The organism is Stenotrophomonas sp. SBJS02, assembly GCF_020428325.2.
Lineage (GTDB): Bacteria > Pseudomonadota > Gammaproteobacteria > Xanthomonadales > Xanthomonadaceae > Stenotrophomonas > Stenotrophomonas africana.
Genome location: NZ_CP109812.1, coordinates 1,672,903 through 1,695,132, shown reverse-complemented (window position 1 = coordinate 1,695,132; position 22,230 = coordinate 1,672,903). Strand labels below are relative to the sequence as shown.

At 66.6% G+C, this 22,230-nt stretch carries 25 protein-coding genes and 5 tRNA genes; 7 read left to right on the top strand and 23 right to left on the bottom strand.

What is annotated here, in order from left to right:
* Nucleotides 1-2 precede the first annotated feature (2 nt).
* Entirely contained in the window at nucleotides 3-836 is an 834-nt protein-coding gene (locus FQS62_RS08075) for an AraC family transcriptional regulator (RefSeq protein ID WP_049447509.1), read from the bottom strand.
* A gap of 134 nt (nucleotides 837-970) precedes the next feature.
* Between FQS62_RS08075 and FQS62_RS08070 the strand changes: the two genes are divergently transcribed.
* The gene (locus tag FQS62_RS08070; RefSeq protein WP_088479436.1) at nucleotides 971-1,465 is read left to right on the top strand and encodes a DUF6265 family protein; all 495 of its coding nucleotides are present in this window, start codon (nucleotides 971-973) and stop codon (nucleotides 1,463-1,465) included.
* A 58-nt stretch (nucleotides 1,466-1,523) separates the two neighbouring features.
* Here the strand turns inward: FQS62_RS08070 and FQS62_RS08065 are convergent, their stop codons facing one another.
* The gene (locus FQS62_RS08065) at nucleotides 1,524-1,934 is read right to left on the bottom strand and encodes an SRPBCC family protein (RefSeq protein WP_032959298.1); all 411 of its coding nucleotides are present in this window, start codon (nucleotides 1,932-1,934) and stop codon (nucleotides 1,524-1,526) included.
* A 20-nt stretch (nucleotides 1,935-1,954) separates the two neighbouring features.
* Entirely contained in the window at nucleotides 1,955-2,974 is a 1,020-nt protein-coding gene (locus FQS62_RS08060) for an aldo/keto reductase (RefSeq protein WP_107379381.1), read from the bottom strand.
* Between the two features lie 102 nt (nucleotides 2,975-3,076).
* Here FQS62_RS08060 and FQS62_RS08055 point away from each other — a divergent pair, with 102 nt between their 5' ends.
* A complete protein-coding gene (locus tag FQS62_RS08055; RefSeq protein WP_049447512.1) occupies nucleotides 3,077-3,994 on the top strand; it encodes a LysR family transcriptional regulator in 918 nt (305 codons plus the stop codon).
* 10 nt (nucleotides 3,995-4,004) lie between these two features.
* On the opposite strand, the gene FQS62_RS08050 is transcribed toward FQS62_RS08055, so the two are convergent.
* Nucleotides 4,005-4,523 (bottom strand): P-loop nucleotide/nucleoside kinase family protein, encoded by a 519-nt coding sequence (locus FQS62_RS08050; protein ID WP_208043751.1) that lies wholly within the window; start codon nucleotides 4,521-4,523, stop codon nucleotides 4,005-4,007.
* Nucleotides 4,524-4,784: 261 nt separating this feature from the next.
* Here FQS62_RS08050 and FQS62_RS08045 point away from each other — a divergent pair, with 261 nt between their 5' ends.
* On the top strand, nucleotides 4,785-5,858 hold the full coding sequence (locus tag FQS62_RS08045; RefSeq protein ID WP_208043750.1) for an alpha/beta hydrolase family protein: 1,074 nt from the start codon (nucleotides 4,785-4,787) through the stop codon (nucleotides 5,856-5,858).
* Between the two features lie 119 nt (nucleotides 5,859-5,977).
* Here the strand turns inward: FQS62_RS08045 and FQS62_RS08040 are convergent, their stop codons facing one another.
* Complete coding sequence (locus FQS62_RS08040; protein ID WP_049447515.1) at nucleotides 5,978-6,247, bottom strand: hypothetical protein; 270 nt, start codon at nucleotides 6,245-6,247, stop codon at nucleotides 5,978-5,980.
* 122 nt (nucleotides 6,248-6,369) lie between these two features.
* The gene (locus FQS62_RS08035; protein WP_049447516.1) at nucleotides 6,370-7,074 is read right to left on the bottom strand and encodes an ArsR/SmtB family transcription factor; all 705 of its coding nucleotides are present in this window, start codon (nucleotides 7,072-7,074) and stop codon (nucleotides 6,370-6,372) included.
* Nucleotides 7,075-7,179: 105 nt separating this feature from the next.
* On the opposite strand from FQS62_RS08035, the gene FQS62_RS08030 reads away from it, so the two are divergent.
* The gene (locus FQS62_RS08030) at nucleotides 7,180-7,821 is read left to right on the top strand and encodes a flavin reductase family protein (protein ID WP_049447517.1); all 642 of its coding nucleotides are present in this window, start codon (nucleotides 7,180-7,182) and stop codon (nucleotides 7,819-7,821) included.
* 4 nt (nucleotides 7,822-7,825) lie between these two features.
* Here the strand turns inward: FQS62_RS08030 and FQS62_RS08025 are convergent, their stop codons facing one another.
* The 5 genes from FQS62_RS08025 to FQS62_RS08005 all read right to left on the bottom strand — a co-directional run bounded on the left by FQS62_RS08025 (nucleotide 7,826) and on the right by FQS62_RS08005 (nucleotide 9,475).
* Entirely contained in the window at nucleotides 7,826-8,338 is a 513-nt protein-coding gene (locus FQS62_RS08025) for a GNAT family N-acetyltransferase (protein WP_226053525.1), read from the bottom strand.
* Nucleotides 8,339-8,420: 82 nt separating this feature from the next.
* The gene (locus tag FQS62_RS08020) at nucleotides 8,421-8,918 is read right to left on the bottom strand and encodes a GNAT family N-acetyltransferase (RefSeq protein ID WP_208043749.1); all 498 of its coding nucleotides are present in this window, start codon (nucleotides 8,916-8,918) and stop codon (nucleotides 8,421-8,423) included.
* A 123-nt stretch (nucleotides 8,919-9,041) separates the two neighbouring features.
* Nucleotides 9,042-9,115, bottom strand: a tRNA-Cys gene (locus FQS62_RS08015).
* Nucleotides 9,116-9,181: 66 nt separating this feature from the next.
* A tRNA-Gly gene (locus FQS62_RS08010) sits at nucleotides 9,182-9,257 on the bottom strand.
* Between the two features lie 142 nt (nucleotides 9,258-9,399).
* Nucleotides 9,400-9,475, bottom strand: a tRNA-Gly gene (locus FQS62_RS08005).
* Nucleotides 9,476-9,605: 130 nt separating this feature from the next.
* Between FQS62_RS08005 and FQS62_RS08000 the strand changes: the two genes are divergently transcribed.
* Entirely contained in the window at nucleotides 9,606-10,007 is a 402-nt protein-coding gene (locus FQS62_RS08000; RefSeq protein WP_088479429.1) for a hypothetical protein, read from the top strand.
* A complete protein-coding gene (locus FQS62_RS07995) occupies nucleotides 10,000-10,428 on the top strand; it encodes a hypothetical protein (protein WP_049444656.1) in 429 nt (142 codons plus the stop codon). Before FQS62_RS08000 ends, FQS62_RS07995 begins: the two co-directional genes overlap by 8 nt.
* A 22-nt stretch (nucleotides 10,429-10,450) precedes the next feature.
* Here FQS62_RS07995 and FQS62_RS07990 read toward each other — a convergent pair whose 3' ends face one another.
* From FQS62_RS07990 to FQS62_RS07975, 4 genes are read right to left on the bottom strand one after another with little or no spacing between them, the layout of a single operon-like run.
* Nucleotides 10,451-11,371 (bottom strand): HlyD family secretion protein, encoded by a 921-nt coding sequence (locus FQS62_RS07990; RefSeq protein WP_208043748.1) that lies wholly within the window; start codon nucleotides 11,369-11,371, stop codon nucleotides 10,451-10,453.
* Nucleotides 11,368-12,096 carry an ABC transporter ATP-binding protein gene (locus tag FQS62_RS07985; RefSeq protein WP_099589746.1) on the bottom strand — a complete coding sequence of 243 codons (729 nt, stop codon included), beginning with the start codon at nucleotides 12,094-12,096 and terminating at the stop codon, nucleotides 11,368-11,370. The genes FQS62_RS07990 and FQS62_RS07985 overlap by 4 nt, the downstream gene beginning before the upstream one ends.
* A 10-nt stretch (nucleotides 12,097-12,106) precedes the next feature.
* Nucleotides 12,107-13,246: an ABC transporter permease gene (locus tag FQS62_RS07980; protein ID WP_208043747.1), complete on the bottom strand. Its 1,140-nt coding sequence runs from the start codon at nucleotides 13,244-13,246 to the stop codon at nucleotides 12,107-12,109.
* A complete protein-coding gene (locus FQS62_RS07975) occupies nucleotides 13,243-14,706 on the bottom strand; it encodes an efflux transporter outer membrane subunit (RefSeq protein ID WP_208043746.1) in 1,464 nt (487 codons plus the stop codon). The genes FQS62_RS07980 and FQS62_RS07975 overlap by 4 nt, the downstream gene beginning before the upstream one ends.
* A gap of 189 nt (nucleotides 14,707-14,895) precedes the next feature.
* On the opposite strand from FQS62_RS07975, the gene FQS62_RS07970 reads away from it, so the two are divergent.
* Complete coding sequence (locus FQS62_RS07970; protein WP_099589744.1) at nucleotides 14,896-15,243, top strand: hypothetical protein; 348 nt, start codon at nucleotides 14,896-14,898, stop codon at nucleotides 15,241-15,243.
* 67 nt (nucleotides 15,244-15,310) lie between these two features.
* On the opposite strand, the gene FQS62_RS07965 is transcribed toward FQS62_RS07970, so the two are convergent.
* From FQS62_RS07965 to kdsB, 8 genes are all read right to left on the bottom strand, one after another.
* Nucleotides 15,311-15,386, bottom strand: a tRNA-Gly gene (locus FQS62_RS07965).
* Between the two features lie 116 nt (nucleotides 15,387-15,502).
* Nucleotides 15,503-16,609, bottom strand: coding sequence for an NAD(P)/FAD-dependent oxidoreductase (locus FQS62_RS07960; RefSeq protein ID WP_208043745.1), 1,107 nt, complete (start codon nucleotides 16,607-16,609; stop codon nucleotides 15,503-15,505).
* Between the two features lie 138 nt (nucleotides 16,610-16,747).
* Nucleotides 16,748-16,823: transfer RNA gene (locus FQS62_RS07955), tRNA-Gly, on the bottom strand.
* Between the two features lie 209 nt (nucleotides 16,824-17,032).
* Nucleotides 17,033-17,659: a CDP-diacylglycerol--glycerol-3-phosphate 3-phosphatidyltransferase gene (gene pgsA / locus FQS62_RS07950; RefSeq protein ID WP_049444530.1), complete on the bottom strand. Its 627-nt coding sequence runs from the start codon at nucleotides 17,657-17,659 to the stop codon at nucleotides 17,033-17,035.
* 18 nt (nucleotides 17,660-17,677) lie between these two features.
* Nucleotides 17,678-19,522 carry an excinuclease ABC subunit UvrC gene (gene uvrC / locus FQS62_RS07945; RefSeq protein ID WP_049444528.1) on the bottom strand — a complete coding sequence of 615 codons (1,845 nt, stop codon included), beginning with the start codon at nucleotides 19,520-19,522 and terminating at the stop codon, nucleotides 17,678-17,680.
* Nucleotides 19,519-20,931: a hypothetical protein gene (locus tag FQS62_RS07940; protein WP_099590232.1), complete on the bottom strand. Its 1,413-nt coding sequence runs from the start codon at nucleotides 20,929-20,931 to the stop codon at nucleotides 19,519-19,521. The genes uvrC and FQS62_RS07940 overlap by 4 nt, the downstream gene beginning before the upstream one ends.
* Nucleotides 20,928-21,416, bottom strand: a complete 489-nt coding sequence (locus FQS62_RS07935) for a low molecular weight protein-tyrosine-phosphatase (RefSeq protein WP_208043744.1) — start codon at nucleotides 21,414-21,416, stop codon at nucleotides 20,928-20,930. The genes FQS62_RS07940 and FQS62_RS07935 overlap by 4 nt, the downstream gene beginning before the upstream one ends.
* Nucleotides 21,413-22,186, bottom strand: a complete 774-nt coding sequence (gene kdsB, locus FQS62_RS07930; RefSeq protein ID WP_208043743.1) for a 3-deoxy-manno-octulosonate cytidylyltransferase — start codon at nucleotides 22,184-22,186, stop codon at nucleotides 21,413-21,415. Before kdsB ends, FQS62_RS07935 begins: the two co-directional genes overlap by 4 nt.
* Nucleotides 22,187-22,230 lie beyond the last annotated feature (44 nt).

The following is a 22,230-nucleotide window of genomic DNA, read 5'->3' as shown; positions in this document are numbered from 1 at the left end:
GATCAGGCGGCGCTGACCCGTACCTGCCCGCGCCATTCCCGCGGCGACTGCCCGGTGTGCGACTTGAACGCACGCGACAGCGCCGCTTCGCTGCCATAGCCCACATCATCGGCGATCCGCTTCAGCGGCCGTCCCTGTCGCAGGGCCTGCTGCGCGAGCCCGACCCGCCAACCCTGCAGGTACTGGCCCGGCGTGGTGCCCATCGCCTCGCGGAAGCTGGCGGCGAACACGCTGCGTGACATGCCGGCAACCTCGGCCAGGTCTTCCAGGGTCCAGGACCGTGCGGGCGCTTCATGCATCGCCACCAATGCCAGCCGCAACCTCGGATGACCCAGCCCGGCGAACAGGCCGCCACGCATCTCGCCGCCTTCCATCAGCTGGCGCAGCACCTGGATCATCACCACCTCGAACAGCCGGTTGACCATCGCCGCCCGCCCGCAGCGCTGCTCGAACGCCTCTTCGAACAGCAATTCCAGCGCCGCGTTGCCGCCATACAGATCGGCCAGCGGCAGGCAGATGAAATCAGGCAGTGCAGCGCTGATCGGATTGAGCCGGCCGCCCTCGAAATGCAGGTTGGCGCAGGCCATGTCGGCGCCCTGCTGCGGGTCGGTACTGAAGCGATGCGGCATCGGCCGCGGATACAGCAGCAGACTCGGTACTTGGACCTGCACGGTCTGTTGCCCGTGGCTGACCTGCAGCGGCCCGCGCCGCACCAGATGCAGCTGGCCGGCCTCGTCCTCGCCGTCCAGCGTGTTGATGCCGCATAGCGCACCCGCATGGAATACCGAGGCGGTGACCGCAAAACGTTCAAGCAGGATGGCGAGGCGGTCGACCATGACGGGACTCCGGGTCAAGCGAGACAAGCTCAATGCGACAGATCGTATCGGAATCAACACTGGAAAGGACGGCACTGGCCGCGTGATCGCCCGGGCGCTATACAGGCCGCACATTCCCACGCATGGAGGCACCGATGTCGCTCCGCATCGCTCTGGCCCTGTTGCCGCTGCTGCTCGCGGCCCCGCACGCACTGTCCGCCTCACCATCAAAGATCGAACACCTGGCCTGGCTGGCCGGTTGCTGGCAGCTTGATGGCCAGCCGGCCGGAGCCGGCGAGCAATGGTCCAGCCTGGCTGGAAACACCCTGTTCGGCAGCAGCCGCAGCCTGCGTGACGGCCGTACCGTGGGCTTCGAGTTCATGCAGCTGCGCCAGCATGACGACGGCCGCTTGGTGCTGACCGCCCTGCCCTCTGGCCAGAACGCCACGGACTTCAACGCCACCCGGGTCGATGGCAATGAAGCCGTGTTCGAGAATCCCGCCAACGACTTCCCACAGCGTATCCACTATCGGCGCCTCGACGACCAGCGCGCGCATGCACGCATCGAGATCGCGCGGGACAATCCGAAACAGGCAATGGACTTTCCCATGCATCGCGTCGCCTGCGGTGGGCCGACGCCCGCACACTGACACGCAAACGCCCCGGACCGGCCGGGGCGTCTGCATGCGGCCAACGCCACGCGGGTATTCACCCGGCCAGCGTGGTTTCCAATGCCTTCAGGCCATCGCGGTAGATGCCCTCGAACAGCGCGGACGCTTCTTCGTTGCTGACGCCCATCGGAGTGAACTCACCGGACCAGTCGATCCGCGAACCGCCGCCCTGCTCGACCACACGCAGCGTGGAGCGATAGCCGGTAACCGGGAACGGCGCCTGCAGGATCGAGTAGGTGTAGCTGCGATCGGCCTGGTCGAAGGCTTCCAGGCGCTCGACGATGGCATCGCCGTCGGGATTGGCCAGATGGCGCACGCGACCGCCATCGCTGAGCGTGCTCTGGGGAATGTACGGAAGCCAGTCGGGCAGTGAATCGAAGCCGCCGATGAGGTCCCAGACCTGGTCGGCCGGGGTCGGCACGGTGATGGATACAGAAGCAGTTGCCATGGGAATGTCTCCTTCGTGACTCAGATGTTGTCGATCGGCAGCGGGGCGTTGGCCGCGACCAGGCGCTGGGCGCGCAGTTCCTGCCAGAACCCGGCCGGGATGATTTCCTTCAGTGCGGCGTAGTCTTCGGCGATGCGCTCGGGACGGCTGGCGCCCGGAATCACTGCAGCCACTGCCGGGTTGGCCAGCGAGAACTGCAGGGCGGCCGCCTTGATGCTGATGCCGTACTCGGCCGCGATGGCCTTGATGCGCTCGACCTTGGCCAGGATCTCCGGCGACGCCTTCTGGTACTCGAAGTGGCTGCCACCGGCCAGCACGCCGGAGCTGTACGGACCGCCGACCACGATGCCGGTGTTGCGTTCGGCCGCCTTCGGCATCACCCGCTGCAGCGCACGCTCGTGGTCGAGCAGCGAGTAGCGGCCGGCCAGCAGGAAGCCGTCCGGACGGGCTTCGTCCAGATCCAGGGTCAGCTCGATCGGCTCGACACGGTTGACGCCCAGGCCCCAGGCCTTGATCACGCCTTCCTCGCGCAGGCGGGTCAGCACCTTGAAGGCGCCGCGGCGTGCGGTCTCGAAGTACGACAGCCACTCATCGCCGTAGAAGTCCTGGGCGATGTCGTGCACCCAGACGATATCGAGACGATCGGTCTTCAGGCGCTTGAGGCTGTCATCGATCGAGCGCAGGGTGGCATCGGCCGAGTAGTCGTTGACCAGCTTGTTGGGGCGGCCGGCGACGAACAGGCCGCCCTTCTCGCCAAGATCGCGGGCGCTGGTGTCTTCCACTTCGTCCAGGATCAGGCGGCCGACCTTGGTGCTGAGCACGAAGTCGTCGCGGTTGCGCTTGGCCAGCGCTTCTCCGAGCCGGATCTCGGCCAGGCCGGCGCCGTAGAACGGGGCGGTATCGAAGTAGCGGGTGCCCTGTTCCCAGGCCGCGTCCACCGTGGCCTGGGCCTCGGTTTCCGGGATGTCACGGAACATGTTGCCCAGCGGCGCGGTACCGAAGCCCAGGGTCTTGCCAGCCAGCAGTGTGTTGATGCTCATGGGGTTCCCCTTGGGGAGGTTGTTGAGGTTGGGACACAGGCTAGGCTTGCCGATAAGACTGTCCAAGACATAATTTCTCAATCTTGAGTCCCGCACGGTCTTATGCTCGATCTCCGCCAACTGCGCTATTTCGTGGCCGTCGCCGAAGATGAACACGTTGGCCGCGCCGCCGAACGCCTTCACATCTCCCAATCCCCGCTCAGCCGGCAGATCGCCCAGCTGGAGGAACGGCTGGAACTGCAGTTGTTCGAACGCTCGCAGCAGCGCATCCGGCTGACCGCCGATGGCCGCACCTTCCTCGCCGAGGCGCGCGCCCTGCTGACCCACGCCAATCGGCTGGAATCGCTGGCACGCCGGCTCGGCCGCGGCGATGAAGGTGGCCTGTGCATCGGCTATCTGGAGTACGCGATGCACTCCGGCGTATTGCCCGCCGCCCTGCGCGAACTGCGCGGCGGCCGTCCTGCCGTACACATCGCGCTGTACAACCAGCAGTCGGACGTGCAGCTGGAAGGCCTGCGCCAACGCAGCCTGGACATCGCCCTGGTCTGCGAACCACCCGCGTTCGACGATCCAGACCTGGAAGCCACGCAGGTGCTGAACGATCCGATGCTGCTGGCGCTGCCGGCCGGCCACCCATTGGCCACTGCAGAGACCATCACGCCCGAGGATCTGGCCAGCCAGCAGTGGATCGGCGTGATGCACAAGGAAAGCGCGCTGCGCCATGACACCTTCGTCGCCGCCTGTGCGAAGGCCGGTTTCACCCCGACCATCGCCATGGAGGCGACCGAGCCGCTGGCCGCGCTCGGTCTGGTCGCCGCGGGGCTGGGACTGACCACCCTCCAGCGCAGCCTGGACCACCAGGCACCAGAGGGTGTGGTGCTGCGCGAGCTGCCGTGGTTCAGCTACCGCACACCGCTGTGGGCGGCCTGGCACCGCGTCAACCTGCGCCCGCTGGTCGAGACCTTCCGCAGGACGCTGGTGCAGACCGCAACTGAGGGCAAGCCGGCCTTCGTCGACTGAACTGACCGCGCTATGCCTGGCATGCCTCGGTGTAGCGCATCACCACGAAACCCTCTTCCGGGGCCGGTGCAACGAAGTGGCGGGTGATCCGTTCGAACTCCTCGTCGCTGGCCTGGAACGGATGCTCGCCAAGTGCATTGCGCGCGCGCAGCCGCGCCTTGCAGACTTCGTCGGCAACATCGAGGAAATGCAGTTGATGTGCAGCGCCAGCCGGCGAGAACACTTCACGCGCCCACGCGCGACTGCCTGGCGTATTGAATGGAAAATCGAGCACCACCGAAACACCCGCCTGCAGCAATGCGCGCAGATGATCGGCCAGCACATTGCGCAACGTGGCCGCACGCTGCAGATAGTCGGCAATGGAATGGATCTCGCCCGGATACAGTGCCGCCAACCATGCATCTTCGCTGATCAATACGTGGCGCGGCTTCAACGCCAACTGCTGCGACAGGGTGGATTTGCCAGCACCGATCTTGCCGCACACCAGGTGCAGGGTCGGCGAAGGGTCGTTCGATGAAAGGTTGTGCATCTGCGTTCTCCTTGGTGGATTCCATTACCCGGAAGAGCGCTGTATGCAACCCGCCTTCCCGGGCGGGTTGCTTGGCCGTGATGACCGCGCGCTACCCCGCCTTTCCGTGGGGAATGCGGATAATCGACGCGGTCCTGTGCAAGACCATGCCGCCAGCGTAGAGCGCAGCACGGCCGACCGGCAATGCCCTGCGGCAGTGCAGCGCGCGCAAGGTTGTGCGGGGATCTATGCTCGGCGCCATTCCCGCATGGAATGACCCCGATGCGACCCTTGTTTCGATGCGCACTTGCCCTCTGCCTGCTGCCCTGGATGACATCGCTGGCTGCACCGCCGCCAGCACCTCGCACGCTCAGCGGCGAGCTGCAGGGCGCACCGTGGCGGCTGGATGTGCCTGCCGACTGGAACGGCGACCTGGTAATGCTGGCCCATGGCTATGAACCGGTCGGCGTGCCGCGCACCGCCCCAATGGCGGCCAATGACAGCACCGCACCACTGCTGGCAGCAGGTTACGCCGTCGCGCAGAGCGCCTATGCCAGCCAGGGCTGGGCGGTGGCCGATGCGATCACCGATACGGAACGCCTGCGCCAGCAGGCAGTGGGTGAACTCAAGCATGTCCGCCACACCTGGATGCTGGGATTCTCGATGGGCGGTGCCGTGGCCATCGGCAGCCTCGAACGCTTCCCGCAGCACTACACCGGCGGTGTATCGCTGTGCGGCGCCAATCTCAGTGGCGAACAGATCGCGACCGATCTGCTGACCACGCTGGTCGCGTTCGACTACTTGTTCCCCCAGGCCGATGGGCTGCCGCCCACCGGCCTGCTATCGCGCGAAGCGGCGGCGCTGCCGCAGGGCGAGTTGTACCAGGGCATCGCCAATGCACTGCAACGTGACCCGTCGCACGCCGCAGTGCTGGCACGGCGGCTGCAGGTCTCCGCTGATGCACTGGCCGGCACGATCAGCCTGCACGCGCTGGTCCTGCATGAACTGGTTGCACGGAGCGGCGGCATGCCGATGGGCAACATCGGCGTGGTCTACAGCGGCTTTGGCGATGACACCGCGTTCAATGCCGGCGTGCAGCGTGTCAACGCTGTTCCCGCGGCGCAGGCGCATGTCCGCAACTCGCTGGCAATGACCGGCGCACTGAAGCGACCGCTGGTGATCCAGTTCAATCACAACGACCCGACCATCGTGCCGCACATGCAGGCGGTGTATCCGCAGATGGCTGCACGAGCCGGCGCGCGCCCGCAACCACGCGTACTGCCGCCGGTTGGCGAAGGACACTGTGGCTTCTCCGGAGCGCAGGTAATAGCCGCCTTGAAGACAGTGCAACGTTGAGTCCATCGCGTACCGTAGGGCGTCCGCCCCGCTGCCAACGCTTACGATGCAGGAACCCGCGCAGCATCTGCTGCCTTCCCCATGCGCTGACCTTGCGCCCGTAACCCCAAAGGGCGGCGTCAGCCGCCCAGCGTGCCCATGGTGAAGGTGTAGCCGGAGCTCATCAGGAATTCGCGCATGCGCATCTCCGCGCGCCGCGGTGAGGCCAGGTTGGCCGGACCATACAGCGCGTAGACCGTCCCTGCACCTTCGATGGACTCACGGCGCACGCCGCAGTGGCGGGTTTCCGAAGCAATCACCCATCCGTCCTTCAGTCGATCCGGTCCGATCGATTGGCCGTTCATCAGCCGGAACGTCAGCCAGCGTACTTCCACAGAAGATTTGTTCATTGCTGGCGTACCACCAGCGTGCCGCGATCGTTCATGTCCTTGCTCGCCATTGCAGCTCCCTAAGACTTGGAACTCGACCATAGCGCCTTGCCATGTCGTGGGCGAATGAGACTGGTGGGTACTTATGTTGTCAGGTTGAACCGCTTCCATAGTGCTTCGCGCCCCAGGTGTGTCAGCCGCAGTTCGCGTCGGCCCTCAACACGCCGAAGCCAATCGTTCTTCACGAAGCTGTCCAGCATGGCCTCGCCGACCAGGCCAGCCAGATGGGAGCGCCGCTCGGTACAATCCAGGCATCCTCGGCAATAACGCGCAGGCTTGACCGTCACTGGAAGCCGCAGCAGCTCAGCCAGCGGCTGGCCGAGCTCCCGCAGGAACGCCGCCCCCTCCACACTTACCTGCCAATGCGCCTCGCGCGGGATCAGGTGTCCTGCATGCAACAAGCGGTCGGTGATCGCCACCGCATGCACGCCGGCCAGATGCCGGTAGCAGGAACGCGCCTGGCGCAACGCCGGCATGCTGCGTGATGCCACAGCGGTGCAGGACGGCGTGCGGTCGGCAACGCGCAGGATGCCCTCCAGCATGTCGGCAACCTCGTGCGAGGCCAGCCGGTGGTAGCGATGTCGCCCCTGCGCGACGGCGACCAGCAGATCACCCTCGACCAGCCTGCGCAGATGCGTGCTCGCCGTCTGCGGTGTCACCCCGGCCACGCGGGCCAGCTCCATCGCGGTATAGGCACGCCCATCCATCAACTGCAGCAGCATGGATGCGCGCGCCTGGTCGCCGACCAGGGCACCGACGCTGACAAGGGAACCGGAGGTGTGGACCATGCCCGCATTGTGGCACGCCATTGCGGGCCGACAGTTCGACGCAGGCCGAAGCATCGGCACCCGCTGGCAAGGCACAGTGGCCAGCCCGACAGCGCAAGGCCTGCCATGAAAACCGCTCCGATCCCCCGCCGCCGCATCACCCCTTCGGTCCTGTACCCGGGCACGCCGGTGCTGCTGATGACCACGCTGAACGACGACGGCAGTAGCAACATCAGTCCGCTGTCTTCGTTCTGGGCCCTGGGCAACCGGGTGGTGCTGGGCCTCGGCGTGCAGGGCCAGGGCTATCGCAACCTGCAGTTGCGCAACGAGTGTGTACTGAACTTCCCGTCGTCCGCGCAGGCCGCACAGGTCGAGGCCATCGCGCGGGCGACAGGCTGCGACCCGGTGCCCACTGCTAAACAGGCGATGGGCTACGTGCACGTCCGCGACAAGTTCGCGCTGGGAGGCTTTAGTCCGGTCGCCTCGACCCACGTCACGCCAGAGGCGATTGCCGAGTGCCCGCTGCAGGTGGAAGTCAGCGTGATGGCGATGCACCCGCCCGGCGAGGATGACGGCCAGGGCTTCGTGATCGTCGAAGGCCGCATCCGTTGCGTGCATGCCCACGAAGCGATCACCGTAGCTGGCACCCAGCACATCGACGTTGCGCACTGGAAACCGCTGATATACCTGTTCCGCCACTACCTGGGCGTAAGCCAACCGGTCGGGCGCAACTTCCGCGCGGAGACGCCCACGGGCGCTTCTGCCTAGCGGCCTAGACCGTTTCGCCCTGCAGATCGAGCACGGCGGTGGTCCAGCCGCGCTCTCCCAGCGCGGCCACCATGCCGCCTCGATAGACGAAACGGCGCGCGTGACCGTCTTCGATGAAGCAGGTCGCGTTCTGCATCGGTGAATATCCGGCCGAGGCGTAGTGCCGCTGATCCAGGGCGAACAAGACGGCGAAATCGATCCCGCGCTGGCGCAGTTCGGCGTGCGCAGCCGCGATCAAGCGTGACGCGCCCCCCCCCCTCCTGCGAACATCAGCACGCACCACCACCCCGCCGATCAAGCCTATGCGTTCCGGCTCGCCGTCCAGCAATACGTTGCGTTCGTACAGTGCAAGGTGAGCGACCACGTGATCGCCTTGCAACGCCAGGACCAGGGCGACCGGCACCGGAATGGCGTAACCCTCGCCCTGCATGTCCGGGAACGCCTGGCGGAGCAGATCCACCGCCTGCTGACGGTGATCCGGCGCTACGCCTTGCCAGCGGCATACCTGAACGCGCATTGCCCTGTCTTCGTCGAATGAATATATGTCCAGGCCCATCCTGCCACGGAAACATGACCGCGCCTGCGGCAATGTTTCATCGTCACTGCAGGGCGATCGAGTACGAGACGATATCCGTGTAGCAGCCCGCGCGTTTGACTGCCCGCGGCTCCGTGCCGAATGCACTGAAGCCCAGCGATTCGTACAGCCCGCGCGCGGCAGCGTTGTCCGCCAGCACCGTGAGGGTGAGCGATTCAATGCCTCCCGCGCGCGCAGCCGCGAACGCGGCAAGAAGAAGCTGACGGGCTAGGCCCTGGCCACGATGGCCAGCACCCACGTAGACACTGTGCACTGCGGCCACATGCCGTCGCGCCATCCGCACCGGGCGTACATAACGCAGGAAGCCCACCAGCATGCCGTCAACGAACGTGCCGAAGTAGCGCGTACCAAGATCCGCAAGCTGGGCGCGCATCACGTCCGCCGAGCCATTCTGCGCCTCGGCCAGCGTGGACAGGAACGCAGCGGGCGACTCGTGAAGCGCCTGCAACCGTGCCTGCCAGAGAACATCGGCGTCGTCAGTGCTGAGTTGCCGGATAAGCATGCGCCGCACCCGTGAGGTTGCTGATGCACAGGTGCCCAGCCTAGCGCGGGGTCGCCTGATGTGGCGTGCATGCAAGGCAGCAGAAAAAGAAAAAAGCCCTGACCGGAGTCAGGGCTTTTCAATTGGAGGCCTCAAGCGGAATCGAACCGCTGTAAACGGATTTGCAATCCGGTGCATAGCCACTCTGCCATGAGGCCAACGTACCGCGCGTCAGGAACGGATCCCTGACAAGACAAAACCCCATGATGGGGCCTGTCGGAACATGGAGCGGGAAACGAGACTCGAACTCGCGACCTCAACCTTGGCAAGGTTGCGCTCTACCAACTGAGCTATTCCCGCGTAAGCCGCCATGGTACCGGAAATCCGGAACACACACCAGCGATTTCATCTTTCTGACTGCGCGCAGAGCCTTGTGGCTCAACGTGCCCCGCCTTGCCAGAGCGGCAGAAAAACAAGGCCCCTACCGGGGCCCTGTAGAATCTGGAGCGGGAAACGAGACTCGAACTCGCGACCTCAACCTTGGCAAGGTTGCGCTCTACCAACTGAGCTATTCCCGCAGATTCCGTTCGACCTGCGTCGAAGGAGCGCTATTGTGTCCAAATTCCTTCACGCCGTCAACAGTCTTCACATCATGCGGTCACGGGCGTCCGCACTGGGGTACGCTGCCCCGCCCAGCCCCGTGCGCCCATGTTCCTTCGCGGCAAGCCCCTGTTGATCGCCCTGGCGCTGCATCTGCTGGTAGCGCTGCTGTACTGGGCATTGATTCCGCTGGGAATGAACTGGTATCGCGACCATTTCGGCTTCACCTCCCATCGCGACATCGGCCTGGGCATCGCCCAGTTTTATCTGTTCTGGATGTTCCTCTGCGCGCAGCCGCTGATTGCGGTGCTGCGGCCGCTCTCCGCCAAGCTGTCCGTGCTGGCCATTCCCTTGGCATTCGCAACCTGGACGCTGATGCACAACCACCCGCTGCGCCTGCTTTACTTCACCGTCGGCCCCGGCCTGCTGGCACTGGCCGCGATTGCCATATCCGCGTGGCATGCATCACACAACCGCCTGCCTGCCACCACGGACACCGCCGATGCCTAGACGCTACGTCCGCCTGTTCTGGTTGCTGGTCGCGTTGACCTGGCTGGCGCTGATCGCTGCACTGGTCAATGCCGGCTTCACCCCGGACTATTGGCTGCTGCATCACCTGGAGGGCGCCGAACTGCCCTACCCGACCAGCACCGTCATCGTGTTCGCGCTGCTGGGCACCGTCGAACTGGTGGTAGCCGCCTTGATCGTACGTCCGTGGCGACTGAAACGACTGTGGCTGCGCCTGCTGATCGCCTTCGCCCTGCTGCTGGCGTGGTCGGTGCCGTGGATGCTGTCGGCCATGCACCAGCCACCGGTGCATGGCATGCATCTGCTGTGGTTGCTGCTGCTGGACGTGGGACTGCTGCTGGCGCTGTGCATGGTGTCGGCGGTGAGTGCGTGGCGGGCGTTCAGGCGCCGAGAGGTCCCGTAGCGGCCCCTCCACGACGCCAGACCTACTTCCGGAACTCCACCCGCACATGCTGGCCAAAGCGCGCCTTGGCCTCGCCATCGAACTCCAGCACGCACTCCACCACCTTGGCCACGCCGCGCCCTGCGTCTTCAGGCAGGCGTGCCTGCGCGAACACCGGGCTGATGCGCACCACGCGTGCAGTTGGCAGCGTGCCGGTGTTTTCGGCGCCATCGCTGTCCGGCACGACGGTAGCCTTCATGCCCACCTGCACGGCATCGGCATAGGCGGCGCTGAGTTCGGCACGCACCTGCAGCGGGCGCGCCGGCAGCAGCGAGATCGCTGGCTTGCCGGCCTGCACGAAGGCACCAAGGCCCGGCACCTGGCCGACCACGGTGCCGGCTTCCGGCGCGCTCAACGACATCTGCTGCAGTTTCAGCCTGGCGTGTTCCAGCTTGTGCTGGGCCATGTCCACCTGCGCACCGGCCACGTCGACATCGGCGCGTACGCCGGCCAGCTGCTGCTTGGCCGCATCGGCCTGCTGGTTGGACGTCACACCTTCGCTCGCCCCCGTGGACAGGCGGGTGGCATTGCGCTCCAGTTCGCGCAGCTGTGCCTGACTGCCCTTCAGGCGGTCATTGGCCAGGGCCAGATCGGCGCTGGCCATCGCCACCTCCTGCTGCAGCAGGGCGCCATCGAGCGACAGCAGCAGCTGTCCCTTGTTCACCGTGGCGCCTTCCTTCACCGGCGCGGCGGTGATCGAGCCATCCACCGGCGGTGCCAGCGCGATCAGACCACCCTCGACATCGATGATGCCGCGCGCGACTGCAACCTTGCCGGGGCCAGCTGCATCAGCCTTGCCCGAAGGCGCCGGTGCAGGCGCGGGCGCGTCCTTGGAACAGGCTCCGAGCAGCAGTGCCGCGGACAGGGCCAGGCTGAGGGGAAGCAGGTGCGACGTCTTGGTCATGGGGCGGACTCTACAGTTTCATTTTGGCGGCGGTCATCACGGACCATGCCGTCTTCCATGGCGATCACCCGATCGGCATGCCGGATCAGGCGCGGATCGTGGCTCACGCACAGCACGGTGGCACCATGCGCACGTGCGTAGCGATGCAGGATGTCGATCACGCGCTGGCCGTTCTCGGCGTCCAGCGCGCTGGTGGGTTCGTCGGCGAAGATCAGCGTCGGCGACTTCGCAAAGGCACGGGCAACGGCCACACGCTGCTTCTCGCCGCCGGACAGCTGCGCCGGGCGCATGTGGCTGCGATGGCTGAGGCCCACTTCTTCCAGCGCCTTGCGGGCCAGCGGCTCGCTCTCGCGATTGCGCATGCCACGGTAGCCCAGCGGCAGCTGCACCTGCTCCAGCGCGGTCAGCGCCGGGAACAGGTTGAAGCCCTGGAACACGAAGCCGACATGGTGCAGGCGGAAGCGCTCGACCTCGCTGCGGGTCATGTGCCCCACATCCTGGCCGAGTGCGTGCACGCGGCCACCATCGGGCGCGGACAGGCCAGACAGCAGCGACAGCAGCGTGCTCTTGCCGCAACCCGACGGGCCCGACACCAGGGTCAGCTCGCCAGGATAGATGTCCAGCGACAGGCCACGCAGCACCGGCACCTGCACATCGCCGGACATGAAGCCCTTTTCCAATGCGTCGGCCTGCAGGGTCGGGGCAACGGCGCGTGTAGAAGTCATCGGCCGGCCCTCAACGCAACAGCAACGATGGATCGGAGCGGACGACACTGCGCACCGCCATGATGCTCGACAGCATGGCCATCACCGCAACCAGCGCAACGCAGCCAAGGATCACCATTGGCGTCAGCTGCACCGGCACGCGCTGGGTCTGCGCGATCAGCAGCACCACGGTACTGAAGGCCGCCGCCAGCAACATGCCCACACCGCCGATCAGCAACGCCTGCTCGAACACCACCCGCGCCAGCGCATAGCGACCGGCGCCGAGTGCATTGAGCGTGGCGTACTCGCGAACCGAGCCGGCCACCACAGAGGCGAACGACTGGTTGGTGATCACCGCGCCGACGAAGCAGACGATGACGGCCATGAACAACACCGCAATGCCGGCACCGGTATCGAACAGCCAGTACTGCTGCGAGCGGCTGGCGAACTGCGGCGCGGTCCAGAACTCGACCGGCGTGGCCTGGCCCATCGACGCGGACAAGCGGTCGCGCACCCGATCGGCCAGGTCCGGCGAGCGCAGGCCCGCCACGAAGTAAGTGCTGCCCTCGTGTGGGTCGGTGCCGGCGATGGCGCGCGTGGTATCCAGCGAGGCCAGCACGTTGACGCCGCCAAGGCCACGCAGTCCCGGTTGTGCAGCGACCACGCGCACGGCCTTGCCGTTGATCCAGGCACGGTTGTTCTGCAGGTTCACGCCCAGCGTATCCAGGTCGGCGCTGTCCACGATCACGGCCCCCGGTTCGCGCAGCTGTGCACGCAGGTCGGCCGGCAGGATGCGCGCGAACATCATTGCATCGTCGCGGGTGGAGATGCCGGACAGATACACCGACACGTTGCCGGTACCCTGCGCGCTGGAGCGCCATTCGCCATCCACCCACTCGTAGGGTCCGACGCGGGTGACATCCGGATCCATGCGCAGGTGGCTTTCCACATCGGCGCTGATCGCGTGGCCGTAGTTGACGCTCTGGGTGCCGGGGAAACCGGCCCAGATGTCGGCCGAGGATGCCTTCACATAGATCGCGGCGGTGCCGAAGATGCCCAGCACCAGTGCGGCCTGCACGATCAACAGCACGCCGGCGAAACACATCGCCAGCACCACCGGCAGGAACCGGCGCCACTCATAGGCCAGGGTCTTGCGGGCCAGCGCGATCATTGCTGTTCGCCCTCAGCCTCGACCGGCAGCGGTGCGCCGCCAAGAGCGCGGTACAGCGAAGCAAACGCCAGCACGCGTGCGCCCTGCGCACCGATCAGATCCGCCTGCGAAGCGAGCGCGGCACGCTGCGTATCCAGCCCATCGAACTCGCTGGACAGGCCCAGCTGCACCTGCCGCGCCTGGCGCCTGACCTGCTGGTTGGCGGCATCATTGGCCGCACGCAGCGACTGGATGCTGCTGTCCTGGCGCGCCAGGCTGCCCAGCGCGCCTTCCACTTCGCTCACGCCTTCCAGCACGGCCTTGCGATACCCGAGCAGCGCGGCGTCCAGTTGCTTCTCATCGGCATGGAAACGCGCACGGCGTTGGCCCCAGTCCCACAGCGGAATATCGACGTATGGACCGATCGACGGGCTGGAGTCGGAATTGGAGCGCGCGTTCTGGGTAAGGTTGTAGGCATAAAGAATGGAGCCGCCGAGGCTGATCCGCGGGTACATCGCGGCGCGCGCCGAGCCCTTGCTGGCGGCGGCCTGCATCACCTCCGATTCGGCCAGCAGGATCTGCGGACGGTGGCGCAACAGGTCCGCCGGGACCTGCTGCAGCGAGAACGCGCCCAGCTTCGGCGGCGTGCGATAGGCGCGCCAGGCCGGATCCGGGCCATCTCGGCCCAGCAACACTGCCAGCGCGCGGGCCGCGTTGTCAGCGTTTTCCCGGGCCTGTGCCGTGGCAGCGCGGGTGGCGGCCTGGCGTGCACGCAGGCGATCCAGTTCGGTCGGCTCGTCCAGGCGCAGGCGCTGGCGGACCAGCGCCAGCTGTTCGCCGCGATCATCCACGGCCTGCTGTCGGGCCAGCAGATCCTGCTGGGCCTGCGCCACGGTCAGGTCCAGATAGCTGCGCACCACGTCGGCAATCACCGCCACCTGCGCGGCATTGCGCAGCGCCTCGGCATTGCCGGCCGAGGCCTGCGCGCTCAGCTGCGCACTCTCGGCGGCGCCGAACAGGCCCAGGTCCCAGATCGCTTCAATGCCGGCATGGAAGTAGGTATCGACAGCGGCGGCGTCCTGCACCTGCTTGGCGCTGGCGGAGATTTCCGGCAGGAAACGCGAGTCGGACGTGCCAGCGACGATGCGAACGGCCTGCAGGCGCAAGGTGGCCTGCTGCAGGTCGAGATTGCCGGCGACCGCCTGATCGACCAGGCCATCCAGCGCCGGGTCGGACAGCACTTTCCACCATTGCCTGGCGTCCACCGCTACGCCCTGCCCCTGCGGCACCTGGGTCCAGGTGCTGGGCGTGCGGTCAGGCAGGTCTGGCACCGGCACCGACATGCAACCGGCCAGGGCCAGGCTTGCCAACAACGCACCAGGGCGCAGGACTGCATGCAGGGAGAGTCCGCGCCCGGTCCTGGGCACTGCCACTGAAGTGATACGCCTGACCACCAGCCCGCCAACGTGTAGAAGGAGCATGAAGGCTACCGTGCGATTGTGGAGCGAACATGGAGAAATCGTCCGAAAAAGGTCACAGCACGCGCGCGGTTCAGGCAACGCCGACCCAGCCTTTCACTACGCTTTCAATGCGTTCCTGGCACGGAACACTGGACGGCATTTCCGGCGCATTGCACATTGCGGCATTGCCTTGCTTGATGCTGCCCGACCATGAAACGTCCCCACCGCTGGCTCTTGATTGGCTCGGTCACGACAGCGACTGTCGGTGCGATCGTACTCGTCCTGACCACCCCACTGGTCTCGAACGCCATGCTGCTACTGATGGAGCGCAGCAATTTCATCCCGGGTGAATCTTCGATCTTCACCTTCGAGCCATATGCCATCAACCAGGGCTCGTCGAACTACTGGCTGTACGGGAAGGATCACACCTACTACTACCACTTCACCTACGAAGATGACGTTCCCTACGTCTACATCCCGCAGGACAACCGCTGCCCCGGTTTCGACCCGCAGGATGCCCGCACCTGGTGCAGCGCCCTGCCCGGCAAGCCACGCTAGCGCGGCAGCGGTGCAACCGGTGTGACAAACGAAAAACGCCCCCTTGCGGGAGCGTTCTTCTTGAATCTGGAGCGGGAAACGAGACTCGAACTCGCGACCTCAACCTTGGCAAGGTTGCGCTCTACCAACTGAGCTATTCCCGCAGATTCCGTTCGACCTGCGTCGAAGGAGCGCTATTGTGTCGATATTGCTGCACGGCGTCAACAGGAGTTTTCACGTGAAGTGAAGGGCAGCGTTCAGGCGCCTCCGCCTGCTCCCTTCACGTGCGCAGGCCGCGGCGGTGAAAGTAGACCTGCTCGGCGATGCGCCGCGTGGCCGCCGTGTGCAGCAGTGCGTTGAGCGGCCACTCGGCCTGCAGATGATCCATCGCCCAGCGCAGCAGGCGCTTGCCATGGAACGCCGGCGCCACCTGCCGCGCCACCCGTTCCGCTTCCGGCCCTTGCCCACGCAGATGGCGGGCAATCGCCTCGCCTACCGCCCAGCCGTGCCGCCATGAGGCGTGGATGCCCCCGGCGGAGAGCGGCGAGACGATGCCCGCTGCGTCACCGGTCATGATCAGGCGGTGGCCGGTGATTGGGCCATCCGGTCGGCCGCACGGGACCAGGCCGGCGCGGGTACCCGTAGGGCGCGCCGAAGACGGAATGCCGACTACATCGCGCACGTGGTCGAGGAATCCCTCAATATCCGGCAGCCGCACCTGTTGCGGGTCATGACGCAGCGCCAATCCCACCTGAAGGCCGGTTGGATTCTGCGCGACCCAGCCGATGTAGCCCGGCGCGTAGCGCTTGCTGACGAAGCAATGCAGCGCGTCACCCTGCGGCAATTGCAGGTCGGCGAACTCACGCTCGACGCCGTAGAGGTTGTCACGCACCTGGCCGAGCCCGGTGCGCTGGGCAACGCGTGAGCGTGCGCCATCGGCTCCGACCAGATAGGCGCAGCGGCCTGCCCCATCTACCTGCCAGCCGTCATCACTGCGATTGGCGTCGGTGAAAGACCGTTGCAGGCGCAGGTCGACACCATTCGCGCGCAGCTCGCTGGCCAGCCAGCGCATCAGGTTCGGCGTATCGGTGGTGAGGAAGTAATAGCCCGATGCGGCCAGCAATACGCTGCGCAGGTTGGGCGAATACAGGCGCACGTTCGCGACCCGCAGCACGAGATGCTCGGGCATACGCCCCAGCCAGGTCTGCTCCATCGCTTCCTTCACCACGATGCCGGTGGTGTGCAGGCGCTCGCCGGGGTCAGCCTTGCGTTCCAGCACGCAGACGCGCAGGCCGTATTGGGCAGCGGCCAATGCACAGGCGGCACCGGCGAAGCTGGCGCCGACGATGACGACGTCGTGATCGTAGGCGGAGGGAGTGTGAGGCATTGCTGCATCGTCCTGGAGGAACGGAGATGCAGCTTCGGACGGTAGCGTGGCGGGGTGATGGGGTGGCGGTGAAGCGGGGATGAAGTGCGGAACACGCAAACGAAAAACGCCCCCTTACGGGAGCGTTTTTCTTGAATCTGGAGCGGGAAACGAGACTCGAACTCGCGACCTCAACCTTGGCAAGGTTGCGCTCTACCAACTGAGCTATTCCCGCTTGGGAGGCGAAATTTTACCTATTCCAAGGATGGCGTCAAGCGCTTTTTTCAGGGTCTACCGAGGCACCTGGCACCGCGTATCCACGCATGGCGTGGATCTACTACAGCGTCTCCGCAAACTGATGGATCCGCCCCCTCCTTGGATGCGGCATTTCCAGTAGATCCACGCCATGCGTGGATAGACGCATCGATGGGGTCAGACCCCAGGTCAGTTGCCCAGCTTCTTCTGCCGCGCCCGCTCGCGCGCCGCGCGCTCGTCATCGCGCAGGCTCGGCCAGGCAGCGTGCAGGTACTGCAGGCCCGACCACAGGGTCAGCACCGCGGCAATGGCCAGGGTCCAGTCGCCGACATGGAACACCGGCCAGCCCATCCAGATGTCTTCCACCGGCACGTTCGGGGCCACCGAATACAGCAGGCACAGCAGCGCGACCATCTGCGCGGTGGTCTTGACCTTGCCGATCATCGCCACGCGCACCTTGGCGCGCTGGCCCAGCTCGGCCATCCACTCGCGCAGCGCCGATACCGCAATCTCACGGCCGACGATGACCGCTGCCCAGAAGGCCATCCACGGCGTCGGGTGGCCCTGCACGATCAGGAACAGTGCCACTGCCACCATCAGCTTGTCCGCGACCGGGTCGAGGAAGGCGCCGAAGGCCGACTCCAGCTGGTAACGGCGTGCGATCCAGCCGTCGAGCCAGTCGGTGATCGCGGCCATACCGAAGATCGCCGCCGAAGCGAAGTTGGTCCAGGTGTAGGGCAGGTAGAACACCAGCACCAGCACCGGGATCATCACGATCCGCAACAACGTCAGCCAGGTGGGCAGGGTCAACTTCATGCTTGCGTGCTTCTCTCTCTACTCGGCCGCATCAGGCGTGGCCAACCCGTGCAGGTTAGCGTAGATGCGTGCCGCAAGGGCGTCATTGATGCCTTCCACCTTGGCGATTTCCGCTTCACCGGCCGCTTTCAGGCCCACCAGGCCACCGAAATGCTTGAGCAGGCTGGCACGCCGGCGCGGCCCGATGCCGGGGATGTCCTCCAGCTTGCTGGTCATCCGCGCCTTCTGGCGGCGGCCGCGATGGCCGGTGATGGCGAAGCGGTGCGCCTCGTCGCGCACCTGCTGAATGAACTGCAGCGCCGGGTTGGCCGCGCCCGGGCGCAGCTCGCGGCCATCGGGCATCACCAGCGCTTCGTGGCCGGCGCGGCGCTCCACGCCTTTGGCCACGCCCACCAGCAGCACGCCTTCCACGCCCAGATCGGCCAGTGCGGACTGGGCCTGCGCCAGCTGCCCGGCGCCACCGTCGATCAGCAGCACGTCCGGCAGCACGCCCTGCTCTTCCACCGCACGGCGGAAGCGGCGGTCGATGGCCTGGCGCATGGCGGCGTAGTCATCGCCGGGCTCGATGCCGCTGATGTTGAAGCGGCGGTACTGCGCACGCACCGGGCCGGCCGCATCGAACACCACGCACGAGGCCACGGTAGCCTCGCCCAGGGTGTGGCTGATATCGAAACACTCGACCCGCTTGACCGGCTCGGCCAGGCCCAGCATCTCGCGCAGCGCATCACTGCGCGCGTGCTGCGCGTTGCGGCTGTTGAGTTCGGTGGCCAGGGTCAGCTGCGCGTTGCGGCTGGCCAGTTCCACGTAGCCGGCGCGCTCGCCGCGCACGTTCCACTTAAGCTGCACCTTGCGCTCGGCCGAGGCCGACAGCGCGGCAACCAGCAGGTCGGCGTCGGGAATCTCGCGGTCCAGCAGGATCTCGCGCGGCGGCTCGAATTCGATGTAGTACTGCGAGACGAACGCGGCCAGCACCTCTTCCGGGCTTTCTTCACCGTTGGTGCGCGGGAAGAACGGACGGGTACCAAGGTTGCGGCCATCACGGAACGCCAGCAGCAGCACGCAGGCCTGCGAGCCCTGCATGGCCACCGCCAGCACGTCCAGGTCGGCGGCGCGGCCATCCACGTACTGCCGGGTCTGCATGCTGCGCAGCGAGGAAATCAGGTCGCGCAGGCGCGCAGCCTGCTCGAATTCCAGTGCCTCGCTGGCGGCCTGCATCTGCTCGCCCAGCTCGCGGGTGAGCTCGTCGCTCTTGCCTTCGAGGAACAGCGCGGCGCGGCGTACCGACTCGGCATACTCCGCTGCCGGCACCAGCTCCACGCAGGGCGCGCTGCAGCGTCCGATCTGGTACTGCAGGCACGGCCGCGAGCGGTTGCGGAACACGCTGTCCTCGCAGCTGCGCAGCTTGAACAGCTTGTGCATCAGGTTCAGCGTTTCGCGCACTGCGGTCACGCCGGGATACGGCCCGAAATAGCGGCCGGGAATGGCGCGCGGACCACGATGCAGCGCGATGCGCGGCCAGTCCTCGCGGGTCAGCAGCACATGCGGGTAGGTCTTGTCGTCGCGCAGCGAGACGTTGTAGCGCGGCGACAGCGACTTGATCAGCTGGTTTTCCAGCAGCAGCGCCTCGGCTTCCGAGCGCGTCACGGTCACGTCCATGCGCGTGATCTGCGAGATCATCGACATGATCCGCGCGTTCTTCGGGCTGCCGTTGAAATAGCTGCCGACGCGATTGCGCAGCGCGCGCGCCTTGCCCACGTACAGCAGAGTGTCGTCGGCCGCGTACATGCGGTATACGCCGGGGGCGGTGCTGAGCTGGGCCGCGAAGGCCTTGCCGTCGAAGACCGGAGCAGGAACGTCGGTCATTCGCTGATCGGCACTTCGCTGAGCACGCCGCTGTCGGGGTCGAATCGCAGCACGGCGTGGGCGTCGGTCTCGGCGATCCACACCGCCCCGGCGCCCACCGCCAACCCGGCCGGGCCATGCAGGCGACGCGGCAGGGGCTGGGTGGTCAGTTCGCCACCGCCCAGGCGCAGCGTGCGCAGGCGGCCGTTGCCGGTATCGGCAATCCACAGCAGCGGGGCGTCCGCGCTCAATGCAATCGCCTGGGGAAACTGCAGGCTGGCCTGCGCACGCGGGCCGTCTTCACTGCCGAAGCGCCACGGCCCCTGCCCGACCAGCGTCTGCACCAGGTCGCCGCGCAGTTGCAGCGCGCGGATCGAGGAACCCAGCGCATCGGCCACGTACAGCACCTGCTGCACCACGGCCAGCGCGGTTGGCTGGGCAAAGGCAGCCAGATGGCCGCTGCCATCCCGCTCGTCGATGGAACCACTGCCCGCGCGCCATTGCAGGCTGCGCTGGCCCAGGTGGTAGCTCCAGATGCGGTTATCGCCGGCCATGGCGATATGCAGCTGGTTGTCGGCGATGGCCAAGCCAACCGGATGGTCCAGCGAGACCTGCCGCGCCTGCGCGACCGGACCTTCCACCGGCGCCCCGGGACGACCGTTGCCACACAGCGTGTCGACGATGCCGGTCAGCAGGTTGATGCGGCGCACCGCGTGGTTGCCGGTGTCGGCGACGTACAGCGAATCGCGCTCCAGCACCAGCGCCTGCGGGCGATGGAACGCCGCTTCGGCGAGGTTGCCGTCCATGAAATCGGCGGTGCCGAGGCCGAACTGGCGCAGGATGCGGCCACCATGGCTGCATTCGAGGATGCGGTGATGGCCGCTGTCGGCGATGTACAGGCGTTCGGTGCTGACCGCCAGTCCCTGCGGGAAGCGCAGGGACTGGCGCGGTTCCGGATGCAGTTCGCTGCCGCCGCGCGGCGGCGCCGACGGTGCGCCTTCGCACAGTGCGTTCAAGGCACGCTCCAGTTCGCCGGGCGCGCCCTGGCCGACCAGCCGCTGCTGTTCGCGGCCCTGCGCATCCAGCAGCACCAGGGTTGGCCAGGCGGTGATGCCGAAGCGGCGCCAGCCATCCCAGTCGGCATCGAGCAGGACCGGCATCGTCAGGCCCTGGCGACGCAACAGCTTCAGTGCGGCACCGGCGTCGCGTTCGAAGTCGAAGCGCGGCACCTGCAGCACCAGCGGCTGCAGCTTGCCGGGGTGGCGCGACAGCCATTGGCCGAATTCGGCCAGGCGTTGCGCGCTCCAGGCGGAGGCGGCGTTGACGAACAACAGCGCCACCGGCCGACCGCGCAGTTCGGTCAGGGTGCAGGGGGTGGCATTGAGCCAGGTGGCGAACTCGGGCAGGTCCGGGACGGGCTGGACGTTCATGACCCGATTATGCCGGAGTCGGCGTCATGCAACAGTCGTGCCACGGCACGTTTTGCAGCATTGTCGACCAGCGACCAGACCTGTTCGAAATGATCACTGCCGCCGGTGTAGGGATCCGGGATCGCCATCCGGCCCTCTCCGCCCGACCATGGCAGGTACAGTGCCAAGCGTTCGCGCTGGGCAGAGGTGGCCAAGCCACCGGCATCACGCAGGTTGGCTTCGTCGGCGCACAGGATCCAGTCGAAGCGGTCGAAATCCGCGGCCTGCAGCTGGCGCGCACGCAGGCCGCCTATGTCCACACCGTGCCCGGCCGCGCAGGCGATCGCGCGCCGATCCGGTGGCTCGCCCTCGTGCCAGTCGCCGGTGCCAGCCGAATCCACCTGCACCCGCCCGGCCAGCGGCGAGGCCTCCAGGCGGGCGCGCAGCGCACCTTCGGCCATCGGCGAACGGCAGATGTTGCCGAGGCAGACGACCAGCAGCTTCATCGCGCGGCCATTGCCTGCAGCAACGCTTCGGCGCGCTCCAGGTCCTCGGGGGTGTCGATGCCGGGTGGGAACGGCTCCGGCGAGATCGCCACGCTGATCGGGAAGCCCGCTTCCAGCACGCGCAGCTGTTCCAGCGATTCGACCTGCTCCAGCTGGCCCGGCGGCATCGCCGCGAACTGCTGCAGGAAGCCGGCGCGGTAGCCGTAGATGCCGATATGGCGCAGCCAGTTGTGACCGGCCGGCAACGTGTCGCGGCTGCGCGCAAAACCATCGCGGTGCCACGCAATCGGCGCGCGGCTGAAGTACATCGCCTCGTTGCGCACATTGCGCACCAGCTTCACCACGTTCGGGTCGAACAAGGTATGCGCGTCCTCGACGGTCGTGGCCAGGGTCGACATCGGCGCATTGCCTTCAACCAGCGCCTCGGCCACCGCGCGGATGCCCGCCGCGGGCGCGAACGGTTCATCGCCCTGCACATTGACCACCACGGTGTCGTCGACCCAGCCAGCGATGCGCGCGCACTCGGCCAGGCGGTCGGTACCGGAAGCATGCGAGGTGGCGGTCATTGCCACCTTCACTTCGGCCAGCCCGGACAGTGCGTCGGCAATGCGCTGGTCGTCGGTAGCGACCCAGACCTCTCCGGCACCGGCCTGCAGCGCGCGGCGCGCCACGTGCAGCACCAGCGGCTCACCGCCCAGCAGGCGCAGCGGCTTGCCCGGCAACCGCGAGGCGGCATAGCGGGCCGGGATGGCGACGACGAATTCGGTCATGGGGCGGTACTCGGCAGGCTCGTTACAACGGGAATGCGGCCGGC